The sequence below is a fragment of the Kribbella sp. NPDC056951 genome, from assembly GCF_042674205.1.
Lineage (GTDB): Bacteria > Actinomycetota > Actinomycetes > Propionibacteriales > Kribbellaceae > Kribbella > Kribbella yunnanensis.
The window spans coordinates 1-12,366 of the sequence record NZ_JBHUQZ010000006.1 but is presented as its reverse complement, the minus strand read 5'-3'; the positions used below and the strand labels follow the sequence as shown (position 1 = coordinate 12,366).

General features: G+C 66.2%; 13 protein-coding genes and 1 rRNA gene. 10 read left to right on the top strand and 4 right to left on the bottom strand.

The window, feature by feature from the left end; genetic code table 11:
• Window positions 1–14 precede the first annotated feature (14 nt).
• The 3 genes from ACFTSF_RS23290 to ACFTSF_RS23280 form a co-directional block, all read right to left on the bottom strand.
• Window positions 15–437, bottom strand: coding sequence for a hypothetical protein (locus tag ACFTSF_RS23290; RefSeq protein WP_380155775.1), 423 nt, complete (start codon window positions 435–437; stop codon window positions 15–17).
• A 70-nt stretch (window positions 438–507) separates the two neighbouring features.
• Window positions 508–1,491 (bottom strand): hypothetical protein, encoded by a 984-nt coding sequence (locus ACFTSF_RS23285; RefSeq protein WP_380155774.1) that lies wholly within the window; start codon window positions 1,489–1,491, stop codon window positions 508–510.
• Between the two features lie 9 nt (window positions 1,492–1,500).
• Window positions 1,501–2,325, bottom strand: coding sequence for an aldo/keto reductase (locus ACFTSF_RS23280; RefSeq protein WP_380155773.1), 825 nt, complete (start codon window positions 2,323–2,325; stop codon window positions 1,501–1,503).
• 199 nt (window positions 2,326–2,524) lie between these two features.
• Between ACFTSF_RS23280 and ACFTSF_RS23275 the strand changes: the two genes are divergently transcribed.
• The 6 genes from ACFTSF_RS23275 to ACFTSF_RS23250 all read left to right on the top strand — a co-directional run bounded on the left by ACFTSF_RS23275 (window position 2,525) and on the right by ACFTSF_RS23250 (window position 9,037).
• Window positions 2,525–3,154: a hypothetical protein gene (locus ACFTSF_RS23275; protein ID WP_344155788.1), complete on the top strand. Its 630-nt coding sequence runs from the start codon at window positions 2,525–2,527 to the stop codon at window positions 3,152–3,154.
• A 75-nt stretch (window positions 3,155–3,229) separates the two neighbouring features.
• Complete coding sequence (locus tag ACFTSF_RS23270) at window positions 3,230–3,892, top strand: Crp/Fnr family transcriptional regulator (RefSeq protein WP_380155772.1); 663 nt, start codon at window positions 3,230–3,232, stop codon at window positions 3,890–3,892.
• A 94-nt stretch (window positions 3,893–3,986) separates the two neighbouring features.
• Window positions 3,987–4,814: a hypothetical protein gene (locus ACFTSF_RS23265; RefSeq protein ID WP_380155771.1), complete on the top strand. Its 828-nt coding sequence runs from the start codon at window positions 3,987–3,989 to the stop codon at window positions 4,812–4,814.
• Window positions 4,811–6,847, top strand: a complete 2,037-nt coding sequence (locus ACFTSF_RS23260; RefSeq protein ID WP_380155770.1) for a hypothetical protein — start codon at window positions 4,811–4,813, stop codon at window positions 6,845–6,847. Before ACFTSF_RS23265 ends, ACFTSF_RS23260 begins: the two co-directional genes overlap by 4 nt.
• Window positions 6,844–7,794, top strand: coding sequence for a hypothetical protein (locus tag ACFTSF_RS23255; protein ID WP_380155769.1), 951 nt, complete (start codon window positions 6,844–6,846; stop codon window positions 7,792–7,794). Before ACFTSF_RS23260 ends, ACFTSF_RS23255 begins: the two co-directional genes overlap by 4 nt.
• A gap of 331 nt (window positions 7,795–8,125) precedes the next feature.
• On the top strand, window positions 8,126–9,037 hold the full coding sequence (locus ACFTSF_RS23250; protein WP_380155768.1) for a hypothetical protein: 912 nt from the start codon (window positions 8,126–8,128) through the stop codon (window positions 9,035–9,037).
• 53 nt (window positions 9,038–9,090) lie between these two features.
• On the opposite strand, the gene ACFTSF_RS23245 is transcribed toward ACFTSF_RS23250, so the two are convergent.
• Window positions 9,091–9,387, bottom strand: coding sequence for a hypothetical protein (locus tag ACFTSF_RS23245; RefSeq protein WP_344155806.1), 297 nt, complete (start codon window positions 9,385–9,387; stop codon window positions 9,091–9,093).
• Between the two features lie 140 nt (window positions 9,388–9,527).
• On the opposite strand from ACFTSF_RS23245, the gene ACFTSF_RS23240 reads away from it, so the two are divergent.
• From ACFTSF_RS23240 to ACFTSF_RS23225, 4 genes are all read left to right on the top strand, one after another.
• A complete protein-coding gene (locus ACFTSF_RS23240) occupies window positions 9,528–9,866 on the top strand; it encodes a helix-turn-helix transcriptional regulator (RefSeq protein ID WP_344155808.1) in 339 nt (112 codons plus the stop codon).
• Window positions 9,867–9,948: 82 nt separating this feature from the next.
• The gene (locus ACFTSF_RS23235) at window positions 9,949–10,176 is read left to right on the top strand and encodes a hypothetical protein (protein ID WP_344155811.1); all 228 of its coding nucleotides are present in this window, start codon (window positions 9,949–9,951) and stop codon (window positions 10,174–10,176) included.
• A gap of 47 nt (window positions 10,177–10,223) precedes the next feature.
• The gene (locus tag ACFTSF_RS23230) at window positions 10,224–11,543 is read left to right on the top strand and encodes a serine hydrolase domain-containing protein (RefSeq protein WP_380155767.1); all 1,320 of its coding nucleotides are present in this window, start codon (window positions 10,224–10,226) and stop codon (window positions 11,541–11,543) included.
• A gap of 643 nt (window positions 11,544–12,186) precedes the next feature.
• Window positions 12,187–12,366: ribosomal RNA gene (locus ACFTSF_RS23225) — 16S ribosomal RNA — on the top strand; the annotation flags it as partial.

The window sequence follows — 12,366 nt, the reverse complement described above, 5'->3', positions numbered from 1 at the left end:
GCCGCGGTGCGTCCTCAGGTCGTGAAGGAACCGGTCACCACCGAGTAGGACTCGGCACCGTTGCGCTGGGACCACAGCCGGATCCGGACCAGGGTGCCGTCAGCCACCGAGAAGTTGCAGAACGAAAAGCCCTGGTAGTCGGCCACCGTGGTGTCGTCGAAGCACTCGTGCGCGTCGTACCAGAAGCCGACCTGGCTCTGGTACAGCTGGATGGCAGCCCGCGCGCTGTACCCGTCAGCCTGGTCGTCGTGGACGCCCAGCCACTCGCCATCGGTGCAATAGACGGCAGCACTGAGCCGAGAGTTGAGCAGTTCCTTGGTCGGGTTGTGATAGCAGTTCGCCGGCGTATTCGCGTACGCCGGCGCAACAGTCAGCAACGTGGTGGTCAGCAATCCGGCGGCAAGCCCAGCGGCTACGCGTCTAACAGAGAAGGACATTGGGGCGGCTCCCAGTCGTCGTGATCGGAACGCAGATCATAGGCCGAAAACTGGGAGCGCTTCCAGCCGCCTACTGCGTGTAGGTGAAGTGCGGATGGTCGAAGGAGGTCGGGCAGCTGTAGACCTGCAGGTTGTCGTCGCTACCGATCTCCACCATCGGCGGGTTGGCCGAGTCTCGGAGGCCTACGGGCCCGGGCTGGTCGCGATCCTCGATGGGGATCCAGCTGCGGTGACTTCCGTACCACTCTCCGGAGGCGATGGTCAGGAACGGCCGGTACCCGGCGCCGCAGACTACGCAGTTCATCGGACGCGGATCGTTGATGTTCCAAGGGCCCCAGCCACCGACCTTCCAGCCCGGAGCGATGCTGTGCGCGGTGAAGTAGTCGCTGCTGCCGTGACTCCAGGCATCCAAGCGATCGGCGAGTTCCTCGGGAAGCTCAAGGGGCGCCGGGTACTCCGTGACGACCTCAGGGTGAACCACACAAGGCTCCGGAACATAGCCGTCCTGGACGTCGAGCGGAACCGGTGGCTCGGCGAGCACCGAGCCCACCTCGGACGAGTTCCGCCAGACCAGGCGTACCGCGGGCGCGTAGTCGTCATGGTCGAGCGGGCACCACAGCACCTGAAGGACATCTGCCCCATCGGGACCCGTCAGCCCCGGGACATCGTGAAGGTAGAGCTGCGCGACTGGGAGCAGCGGGTTCGGCTCGCTGTGCGCGGGATGGCCTTCTTCCAGTTCCAACAAGTACGAACGTTGCTCCGGAGTGAGCAGGTCCTCCTCCGGCGCGCGGGGCCGGAGCCACGCGGCATCGAGCAGGTCGCGGCGTCGGCGTACATCGTCGACGGACACCGGCTTGTCGTAGAGCTCGTGCTCGGCAGTGCACGTCGGCCAGTGCTCGCCGGCGGGCCAAAGCAGCGGCCCGCCGATCGAGCTCTCGTGAACGCTGGGTTGTCCTAGGCGAGGATGTAACCGCACCGCCGATCGTGCCAGTGGAGCTAGCTCAGGGAACACCGCGGCGATGTCCACCGGGCGCGGGGGTGTCGTCCTCGTCATAGGCAGACCCTAGTGACCGAAGCGGTCCGAATCTGCTGCAGTCTTGGCCGTCCCGTCGAGGGCGGTCAGCGCCGCGAGTTGTTCGGGGGAGAGGTCGAAGTCGAAGACCGCCAGGTTCTCGGCGAGCCGGCCGCGGTCGGCAGACTTCGGGATCGGTACGACGTCCTGTTGCGTCTCCCACCGCAGAACCACCTGACCGGGCGTCCGGCCGTGTTCCTTCGCGATCTCCTGCAGGATGGGGTTGTCGAGCAGGTCGGTGCCCTTGCCCAGCGGGCTCCAGGCCTCGGTCACGATCCCGTGCTTGGCGTGGAACTCGCGCTCGGCCGGCTTCGCCCACACCGGGCTCAGCTGGACCTGGTTGACCTCTGGCGCGACCCTGGTCTCGTCGATCAGTCGCTGGAGATGGGTCGGCTTGAAGTTCGACGTACCGATGGCTTTGACCAGGCCGGCATCACGCAATGCGATCAGCCCCTGCCACGCGTCGACGTACTGATCCTGGTCCGGATTCGGCCAGTGGATCAGCAGCAGATCGAGGTAGTCGACGCCAAGTTTCTCCGCACTTGCCTCGAACGCGGTCCGGACCCCGTCAACGCTGTGCCAGCGCTTGTTGAACTTCGACGTCACGAACAACTCGTCGCGCGGTGCCTGTCGCAGCGCCCGTCCGACGCCGGTCTCGTTGCGGTAGTTCTCGGCGGTGTCGATCAGCCGGTAGCCGACCTCGAGCGCGTGATTCACCGCCCGTTCGGCATCCACGTCGTTCATCGGCGACGTACCCAGCCCGATCCGCGGCATCGCAGTTCCGTTACTCAACGTGACCGTCGGGACCTGGTTCATCGTTCTCCTCCTCGGCAGCGACTGTCCGGCCACGGTACGCCGTTCACCGTCTGCTCCCACCCCGGGATCCGGCCCTCAGTCGACCGTACGCCGTACGGCCCGGCCCTTGTCTCAGTACCCGTATCTGGGGCGCGAATTGTCGGAAGCGTGGTCCATGATGGAGGCCGGGCGGGATCGAAACGCGTTGGAGGGTGGGCGAATGCGCAATCGGCTGATCACTCTGGTGGACCTCGGACTCGACAGTTCCTTCGACGCCTCGATGACCTTCGTCCAGGGCATCACCGGCAACATCAACGCCGGCTGGGACGAGCCCGTCATCGACGTGAACTTCGTCCGCACCCGCGACCACGAGACCGCCTTCTCCGCCCTCACCACCCCCTCCACCGTCCTGCACGTGATGGCACACGGTGACCACAGCGAAGAACCCTCCTTCCTCTCCACCGACGGCCGCACCCAGGTCTCCCTGCGTTCCCTGGCCGACTGGTTCCTCGACCGCCAATGGGGCATCTCCAGCGGCGTAGTCATCGCCGACGGCTGCAAAACCGGCATCGGCAAATGGCAACGCGCCATCCGCGACTGCCTCCAGGACGACATCACCTACATCGGCACCAGCACCGTCGTCGGCTGGTACGAAGCCACCGTCTTCTGCTCCGCCTTCTACGGCGCCCTGGTCCGCAACCGAGGCCTAGGCCGCACCCCCGCCGAACAAGGCTGGGACGCCGCCACCCGAGCCATCAGCGCCTACGAAACCCTCACGGACGCCCGCTGCCCCTACAAACCAGTCCTCCTCACCCCCTCCCGCCGAGCCCTCCGCTCCCTCACCGGCTGACCGACACGCAGAGCAAGCGTCGCCACCCGTGGCCGGTGTGAAACTTGTGTCTCCACTGCTGGTGAGGCACGGAGTGTGATCGGATTGACTCTGCCGCAGACGTTCCAGGACCTGATTGGTTCGTCCGCCTGGCAACTCCTGCTCGCCGAGGGAACGCTGCGCAGTTACCGTCCGGGGCAGCCGATCCTCCGCCAGGGCGATCCCGGCGGGTTCCTGCTCGCGCTCGATCACGGCCGCGTCAAACTCCTTGCCTCTGCGGCAGACGGCGCCCAGCTCCTGCTCACGATCCGCGGCGCCGGTCAGCTTCTCGGCGAACTGGCCGGAGCCGAAGGCCGACGGACGGCGACGGTCGAGGCCTTGGACCGGTGTACGGCGCACTACCTGTCCATCGCGCAGTTCGAGCGCTTCCTCGCGAAGCACAGCCTCGCCCAGGAGTATCAGCGCTACGTGACCGCGAAGTTCGACCAAGCTGTCTCGCGCCAGGTCGATCTGGCCCACCGCTCCGCACTTCGCCGGATCGCCCGCTTGCTGCATGACACGGTCGCCCTCGCGCCCGCCACCGCAGCGGACCCCCGAAGGGTCCCGTTCACCCAGGAAGAGCTCGCCGGCGCACTCGGTCTCGCGCGCAGCACGGTCGCCGACCAGCTCACGACTCTGCGGGCATCAGGTGCGCTGACGCGAGGACCGCACCTCGTCGTCGCCGATCTCGACCGGCTGGCCGAAGCTTTTCGCATCTGAGTTCTGCATCACCGCCCGGCTGTCCGATTCCGGACAATCTGCCCGGCCGATCTCGTCGACTCTGATGGGACCCACCCGTTCGGAGGAGACCACGATGAGCACACCGATGGATTCGCGCTACACCGGCGTTTCCGAGCTCCCGCCGTACCGCGCCCTGCTGGTCGTCGACATGAAGAACTACAGCGGCAATGCCGGGCGCGACCAGACGGAGCTGACCAAGCTGATCCCCGAGATCATGCAGTCGGCCTTCGAGCGCGCCGGCCTGGCCTGGATCTGGGCCCGGAAGAGCGCCCACAACGGCACCGGCGACGGCTATGCGATCGTCCTGCCGCCCGAGTTGCTGCCGCACTTGCTGAACCCGTACCTGACCGCCTTGCAGGAAGAGCTCGAGCACCGCAACCGCTATCGCCCACACTTCTGGAACGGCCCGATCCGCTTCCGGGTGAGTGTCAACGTCGGCCCGATTGCGGATTCCGGCGAGAACCAGCTCGGCGATGGCAGCGGTGCCGAACGCGTGGTGCTGCACCGTCTCCTCGACAGCGACCCTGTCCGCCACTTGCTCAACGGCTCCGATCCCGAGGTGACGCAGGTCGCCGCGATCATCTCGCGCCGGGTGTACGAAGACGCCGTACTTGCCCGTTTCGCCGACGATCCAGCGTCCTTGTACGTCGAGGCCGGCGCTGAGGTGAAGACGTATCAAGGCCAGGCCTACCTGCGGGTGCCCAAACCGTCCGGAGACCTGCTCGGCGCGGGCTTCCTGAAGCCTGCGCGTGGGCGGGAGACCCCGGCCGGTACGGCGACTCCGCCTGCACCGAATCAGCCGGCGGGAGGTTTCGGTGTGCAGATCAACGGATCCAGCGGACCCATCTACACGGGGAGCGGGACGCAGAACAACACGCTGTACCACGGACGTGAGCGATGACTGAGCTGGTGGTGGCCGCACAACCCGACGCCGAGCGTCCGTCTGCTCCGGCCGACTCCACTCCACCGGAGGCGCCGCGCACGGAGGTCAATGACAGCAAGGGACCGATCCACACCGGCACCGGTGACCAACTGAACGACATCCGGTACTACGAGCAGCGGCCTCGGAAGCCACGGACGTGGGACTTCAGTCAGGACAAGCTCGAACAGCGGTGGAAGAGCTTCGTGCCACCTCCCGGGTTCGACCGTGCGGCGAGCATCCTCGCCGATCGGGATGGACTGGTGATCCTCAGCGGGGCAGTTGGCACCGGCCGCAGTACGGCGGGCCTCATGCTGCTGCGGGCCGGGATGGCACCCGGCACAGCGGTCCGCTTCGTCGCACCGGACCTGGAGAAGTCGGCAGCCGAGGCCGAGCGGCGGATCTTCGAAGGTTCGGACGTTCGTGACGACGATCGCCTGATGCTCGACCTGTCCGACGTCGATGGTGAAGCGTTCGGCGAACTGCAGGACTATCTGCAGGCACTGCAGTCTGCGTTGTTGCAGCGTCAGGCGAAGCTGGTGACGATCTTGCCGCACCTGCACGGCGAGCGGTTGAACGTCGACCTGCTCCGCTTCGAGGCCAAGATCGGTCGCCCGGACATGTTCGAGGTCCTGCAGCGGCAGCTCGCTGCCGAGTGCCTGCCGCCGACGAACCTGTCGGCGTACCGCGAGAGCTTCGCCTCGTCGAGTATCGAGGGGCTGGTTCGCATCGTCTACCAGGTCCGCAATGCCCGGCGCGATCGCCCGGAGATCCCGGTAGACGTCCTCCTCTCGGAGGTTCTCAACTCGGCCGAGAAACGCGCCGACACGATCGCTCGGGGTGTGCAGTCGGTGAAGGACGTGCGCGGGCGTGCGCTGCTGATCACTGTGGCGCTTCTGCATGGATTGTCGACACATACCGTCTCGCTCGCGCACGAGCGCCTGCTCGGATTGCTCCGAGGCACCGAGGAGGACGCGGATCACGCCCTGGACGTCCCGGGCCTCGAGCAGATGCTGGCCTCGATCACCCTCGACCTGTCGGTGACGCCGGAGCCCGGGCAGCGGCTCCATTTCGCGGATCAGGAGATGCCGGCCGAGGTGCTGCGGTACTTCTGGGACGACATGCCGTGGCTCCGGGGCCCGCTGACGGATTGGGTCGGAGAGCTGGTGCGGACCGGAGTCGGCGCCCTCGATCGCTTCGACATGGCGACGCTCGCTCGCCGCTTCGGTGCGCAATGCCGCAGGACGCGCGCCACAGACCTTGCGCTGCGTCTCGTGACGGACTGGTCCGGCGACAGATACCAATCACAGCGTTCTGCGGCTTACACCCTGCTCGAGGATCTTCTCGACGATGACGGAACGGCGTCGGCGGCTCGGCAGCTGTTGTACAACTGGACGCGCGACACACATCTTCCGGACGGCCGGGTCGCCATCGTGGTCGCCGCCTGCGTCAACATCTTGGCGGATCGCTATCTCGATCAAGCGGTGGTGCGGCTGGCCTGGCTCGCCGAGCATTCGGAGTACGGCGTCCGTCGCGCAGCCCGCGAGGGCCTGGGGCAACTGGCAGCGGAGCCGAGGCGCCGTCTGCAGGTGATCGACTACGTCCTGGAGCGATGGCGATTCGATCCGGCCGGCTTCGCGGCGGTCGCCGCGCCGGCCGGGCTGCCGATGTTCCTGGGAACCGAAGCTGTCGAGCGGATCGTCGCCGGCTGGCATCGCGCGTTGACCGAGACCGATCAATCGCGGCGGGCTGCGTTGTTCCGGCCCTGGCTTACGGCATACGCCGAGGCGCTGGGGGAGGAGCGGCCGAGCGACGCACAGGCCGTACAGCAGCTGCTCGCGATGGTCTGCGCGCACCAGCCTGACCTTCTCGACGCTCTGTTCAACACGGCTCTCGACTGGCTCGAGTACCGCAGTGACGATCCCCTGCGGTTACGAACCGTGCAGAGCATCGAACAACTCGTCCGGCGTGGCCGGCGACCTGCAGCACCTACCTTGTCGGAGGCCGGCCAATGATCACTCACCCCAGGGCTGTCGTCATCGCAGCCATCCTCGTGCCGTGGACAGCTTTCGTCGTCTGGCTGAGTGTTGTGCTCGGCTGGCTCGGAGCTGGCCTGTCGGTGGTGCTGACGATCGGATGTGTTGTCGCGTACCGAAAGGCAGGCGGTCAGCTGTTCGCCGACGTGTCGGCGGCTTCCGAGTCCGAACTGTCCACGAGCGGACTGCCGACCGCGGACGGGACCGTGTTCCTCAAGGTGTCGGCGACCGTGCATTGGCAGGCTGCCAAGGTCGAGAGCTATCACGCGGACGTCGCCCGTGAGTTCGTCCTCCAACAGGCTCGGGAGGTGACCGCCAAGTGGCGCCCGGCGCAGTACTCGCTGGCCCAACATGAGCTGGCCGCCCGGATCGGTCGTCCGGCAACGGCGGACGGGGGAGATCTGGAAGTGTGGGCGACCGGCCTGCGGCTCGAGTTGCCGGAAGCAGTCGAACAGCACCTCGCCAAAATGGACGAGGCTCATCGCCATGGTCTGTTGTGGGAGGTCGGCGCCGCGAACGAAAACCGGGTTCGCTCATACCTTCGCGACGATGCCCTACGGACGCCGGCTTCGGCGGTCGTGTGGTGGCTGGCCCAGCACGACGGTTCAGTCGAACGAGCGGTAGAGCTCGCCGAGGTCCTGACGAAGCTGTCCCGGCTGGCGACCGGCGCGAGCGAGACAGATGTGTCCGCTGAGAGCCAGCACCTGATCGAGGCGATTCAGAAACTCGAGGAGCCCGCGCGCAGGCCTGCGGCTCACAACTTGGCGGACGCGTTCGAGCAGGCGGGCGTCCCCGTCGTCGCCCAGGCGCTCCGCGAGGAGTACAACCTGCCCACGCTGCGACCACTCGCCGACCCTCCGCCCAGCGGTGACTCCGAGGCCGGGGCCAGGACGGGTCGTGCCTGGTCGGTGGGCAACGACCGATGAACAAGTTCACCGGAGCTAGGTCGCTGGTCGTGGTCAGGTGGTCGGAGCAGCCGGACTCGCCTCCGGCTGCTCCGAGCTGAATCGATGCCTGGCCGTGTGGAGTGGGCGGCCGGGCACCGACGCTGAATTCGGTCGGGGGCGGGGCGAGCTGAGCGACACGCGGCGGGCGGCCGCGGCCCGTTGGGCATGTGAGACTTTGGGAGGGCTCGCCGTGGGGTGAGGTCCGTGGTCTGGGTTGCCGGTGACCTGGATGGCGTGAGGACGGGGAAGCCGTCCGGTGCGCATTGGCTGCTCTGCTGACGTCTGCCCGACGCGGTGAAGGAACGCCACCATGAAGCTCCATCGGAACTCTCTTCTGACGGCCGCCGCGATCGTTGTGGTCTTGTACGTCGTGTCGCTGGTGGTCGGATTGCCGGCATGGGCGGCGGTCGTGCTCAGTGTGGTGCTGCTGGTTTTGCTGGCAGTTGTGTGGAAGCAGCCGGATCCGCCCAAGCCTGTGGTGCAGAAGGTGCAGGCTGCACCGGCGCCCGTCGTACTGCCGGATCCGGTGTTTTCGGGGCCGCCGACTCGGACTGTTGTCGATGTGCGGTTGCCGTCGGCTTCGGCGGACTTCCAGTTCAGCTTCTCGGCGGTCGTGCAGTGGTCGACTGTGTTGTCGGGGTCGCGGCATGCGGATCTTGGGGCGGTGGCGGTTGATGCGTTGTTGAAGCGGGCGCGGGCGTTGGCGGTTGGGTTGCAGGTGACTGAGGAGGCGCTCAACCAGCAGCATCTTGCGGCGATCCTGGGGGAGCCGGCGCTGGATGAGAAGGGGCAGGTGCGTTGCTGGGCGACCGAGGTACGGTTGCGGTTGCCTGATGCGGATCACAAGCATCTGCAGCACCTTGCCGCTCTGCATCGCCTCGAGCAGACGACCTTGATTGAACGCCGGATGGAGCAGGACAAGCGTGCCTACCTGAAGGACGACGTGTTTGCGACGCCCGGATCGGCCGCGGTCTGGTGGCTTGCCAATCATCCTGGGGATGTCGAGAACGCGGTGGGTCTGCTCGACACGCTCGCCGAGCTGTCTGCGGCCGCAAACGACCTGCCGGTACGCCGGACGTCGGCCGAGGCGGTCGAGCAGCCGAAACCGAGCCGTGCGGAGTTGGAGTTCACAGCAGCGGTTGATGATCTGCTCGAAGTAGAGCAGGCCGAACCGCAGCGCCCGGCTCGCGGTGAGTATCGCGAGCAGTTCTACTCGGAGTAGACCGGCGCGACGGGCTGTCTGCAGGGACCCGCCGCGCCGGGGTCGGTGGGTGCTCATTCGTCCAGCCAGCGGATCGTGGTGGATCCGTTGTGGCCGTGGATCGTGAGCACAGCGTCGATGCCGTCGGCCCAGACGGTGGTCGTCGGGTACCGGCCGCCCCAGTGCAGGGCCACCGAACCATCGGTCCACTCAACGCCTTCGGCGACGACGCCGGTCCCGCTGACGCCGGAGACGTCGACATGGCGCACGAGCTGGAAACGGCGTGCTCCCGCCTCGCCGGCGACCTTCAGATGCCGCCGCCGCGAGGATCTCCGCGGCAGCGTCGCGGTTCTACCGCTGATCTCGTCCATGGACCAAGTCAACGGCCGAGCGGTCGGCCTCACCAGGAACTCATCCGGTATCCACAGGGCAGAAATTAGGAACTCCGACGGTCACTCAATCGCCGTAGTCTGATTGCAAGGAGTGATCAACGCCCAGGAGAGTGATAGCGATGACAGTCATCGACGAATGGACCGGACGGCATGCGAACGCCTTGCGGGCAGCGCTACGGCTGACCAACGAGGCCTTCGCCGAGCACCTCGGGATCTCGCCACGCACGGTCACCAAGTGGCGCGAGAGACCGGAGATGGTGCCGAGTCCGCAGCTGCAGGAGGCGCTCGACACCTCGCTGCGGGACGCGGAGGCCGATGCCAAGCTCAGGTTCGCGGCCAACCTCGGTCTGCAGCAGCCGCCCCCGCTCGACCAGGCCGCGCTGAAGCAGCTCAACGTCGCCATCGGCGATCTCGCGCGCGTTCTGGCCCGGCTGCAGCTGGCCGACCCGCAACGTTGACGGCGGTAGCGTTTTCGGTCAGGTCCGCACGGGCACTGGAAGGGCGTTCCACACGGGGATTCGCCCAGCCCAGGAGGTGGATATGCACACCCGTCGAGCATCCACGACCGGTTCCCGGACCGTCGCCATCATCGTCGCCGTGTGGTTGCTGATCGGTCTCGCCGCAGCAGGCCAACGGAGTTATCTCTCCGGCTCCGATGCGACCTGCGCCAAGATCGGCACAACCCTCGTCACCGTGGTGGCGGGCCCGCTGAACTACGTCGGCGCCAACCCGAAGATCGACTGCAGCGCGCCGCAACCGTCGAGGTAGTCCCCCGATCCGGCGTAGCGTTCCGGTGAGGCGTCGAGGAGGGGAACGTGGACGTACTGCGGGACGGTATCGAGGCGGATCGCGAGGAGTTCCGGGTGCCCGGCGTGAGCTGGGCAGTGATCGAGAACGGCGAGATCGCGCACGCCGGGACGGCCGGTGTCCTCGAAGCAGGTAAGCCGGCACCGGTCGAGGCGGGCACGCTGTTCCAGGCCGCGTCCATCAGCAAGCCGGTCGCGGCGTTCGCGATGTTGCGGCTGGTGGATCGCGGGTTGCTCGAGCTGGACGAAGACGTCAACACCCGGCTGACATCGTGGCAGGTGCCGCCGACGCGTGCTTGGCAACCTGTCGTCACGTTGCGGCAGTTGGCGAGCCACAGCGCGGGGATGTCAACGCCCGGGTTCCCGGGCTACCACCCCGATGGCTCGTTGCCGACGACTCTCGAGATCCTCACAGGTGCGCCGCCGAGCAACACCGCCGGACCACGAGTGGAGCGCATCCCAGGCGCACAGTTCGCCTACTCAGGCGGCGGTACGACGGTCATCCAGCAGCTCCTCGAAGATGTCACCGGTACGCCGTTCCCTGATCTCATGCGCGAGTTGGTTCTCGAACCGCTGAAGATGTCGGACAGTGCGTTTGCCCAACCGCTACCGCCCGGTCTCGCCGGGCGATCCGCGATCGGCCACGACGAGGCCGGCGAATCGGTTGAGGGCGGGTGGCACGTGTACCCGGAGCTGGCTGCCGCGGGCCTGTGGACTACCCCGACCGATCTCGCCAGATTCGGGATCGGGGTTCAGGAGGCGTCCGCCGGGGCGCGCGGCGCGCTCGTCTCACCGGAGCTCGCGCGGCAGATGCTGACACCTGTCATCCAGATGGATAGTCCGATCGCTGGCCTGACCCACGTCGGGATCGGTCCGTTCCTGAACGCGTCCGGTCAGCTCTTCGGCCATAGCGGTGGGAACCTCGGCTTCCGCTGCAACCTCCTCGTCGACCGGGCAACCGGGTACGGCGCTGCTGTCATGACGAACTCGGATAGCGGCTACCGGCTCGCGATGCGGGCGTTCGCGACCGCGGCGTCGTCGTACGGGTGGGAGGACTACCAGCCGGCGGCCGAGCTGTCGGATGAACCGGCAGCAGAGGTGCTGGCCGAGCTCGCCGGCGACTACCGCGTGGGTGATCGGCTGCGGTTCGCGGTGAAGGTGTGGGGGAGCGGTCTGCAGGTCACGTTCGAGGGGCAACCGCCGCTGCGGTTCTTCGCGCTCTCGGCCACAACCTTCATGGCTTCGAGCACCCAGGCTGAGCTCGAGCTGCGGGACGGTCGGCTCGTCTTCCAGCAGACCGGCTTCGAGCTCGACTGCGTGCGGGAATAGGTGGCGGACCGGGCCGGTTACACCTGATGCCGTCCGGTACAAGACCCCCGGGCCTCAACCTCAGCCGCTCCGAGCGGCCACTCGCCGAGAGGCGTCTGCTGGACGGTGCTGTACGTGGCGGTGGGAGCCGGCTGGACCGGCTTCCACCCCCGATTTGCATCTGGGGGGTGAACATCAGTAATGTTCTTCTTGTTGGGAGCGAGTGCAGGACGCGGAAGCGGCCGGACCTCCTGACCACCCTCCAAGTAAGCGCAGCTGAAACGCGTCTACGGACTCGGATCGGCCGCTGAAACACGGGTGACTGGGACGAAAAAGCCCGATTTGACCGGGCCTGGACGAAACAGTAAAGTTTGGCGGGTTGCCCCGGAGCTTCGAATGAGAGTTTGAAGCGCGGTGTGCGTCCGATTCTTGAGAACTCAACAGCGTGCCGAAAGTCAATGCCGAAATACAGCATTAACCCCGTACACAGGCATCGGCAATCTTCCCAGCCCCCGGTCTTCGACTTGTGGGTGCGGGTCTTGTTTTGTCTGTGTTCGGATTCCTTTGATAATTTCTGGATTCAAGTCAGTTTGATTTGTTTCTGATTCAAAGGATCAATCGAAGTTGTTGACTCTCTGGTCTTTGGCCAGCTTGTCTATATTTTTCAACGGAGAGTTTGATCCTGGCTCAGGACGAACGCTGGCGGCGTGCTTAACACATGCAAGTCGAGCGGTAAGGCTCCTTCGGGAGTACACGAGCGGCGAACGGGTGAGTAACACGTGAGCAACCTACCCTCAACTTCGGGATAAGCCTCGGAAACGGGGTCTAATACCGGATATCATCT

Coding starts and splice junctions, on each gene's coding strand:
- ACFTSF_RS23255 (WP_380155769.1), top strand. CDS start 6,844: ATGATCACTCACCCCAGGGCTGTCGTCATCGCAGCCATCCTCGTGCCG.
- ACFTSF_RS23285 (WP_380155774.1), bottom strand. CDS start 1,491: ATGACGAGGACGACACCCCCGCGCCCGGTGGACATCGCCGCGGTGTTC.
- ACFTSF_RS23290 (WP_380155775.1), bottom strand. CDS start 437: ATGTCCTTCTCTGTTAGACGCGTAGCCGCTGGGCTTGCCGCCGGATTG.
- ACFTSF_RS23240 (WP_344155808.1), top strand. CDS start 9,528: ATGACAGTCATCGACGAATGGACCGGACGGCATGCGAACGCCTTGCGG.
- ACFTSF_RS23260 (WP_380155770.1), top strand. CDS start 4,811: ATGACTGAGCTGGTGGTGGCCGCACAACCCGACGCCGAGCGTCCGTCT.
- ACFTSF_RS23250 (WP_380155768.1), top strand. CDS start 8,126: ATGAAGCTCCATCGGAACTCTCTTCTGACGGCCGCCGCGATCGTTGTG.
- ACFTSF_RS23265 (WP_380155771.1), top strand. CDS start 3,987: ATGAGCACACCGATGGATTCGCGCTACACCGGCGTTTCCGAGCTCCCG.
- ACFTSF_RS23245 (WP_344155806.1), bottom strand. CDS start 9,387: ATGGACGAGATCAGCGGTAGAACCGCGACGCTGCCGCGGAGATCCTCG.
- ACFTSF_RS23280 (WP_380155773.1), bottom strand. CDS start 2,325: ATGAACCAGGTCCCGACGGTCACGTTGAGTAACGGAACTGCGATGCCG.
- ACFTSF_RS23235 (WP_344155811.1), top strand. CDS start 9,949: ATGCACACCCGTCGAGCATCCACGACCGGTTCCCGGACCGTCGCCATC.
- ACFTSF_RS23275 (WP_344155788.1), top strand. CDS start 2,525: ATGCGCAATCGGCTGATCACTCTGGTGGACCTCGGACTCGACAGTTCC.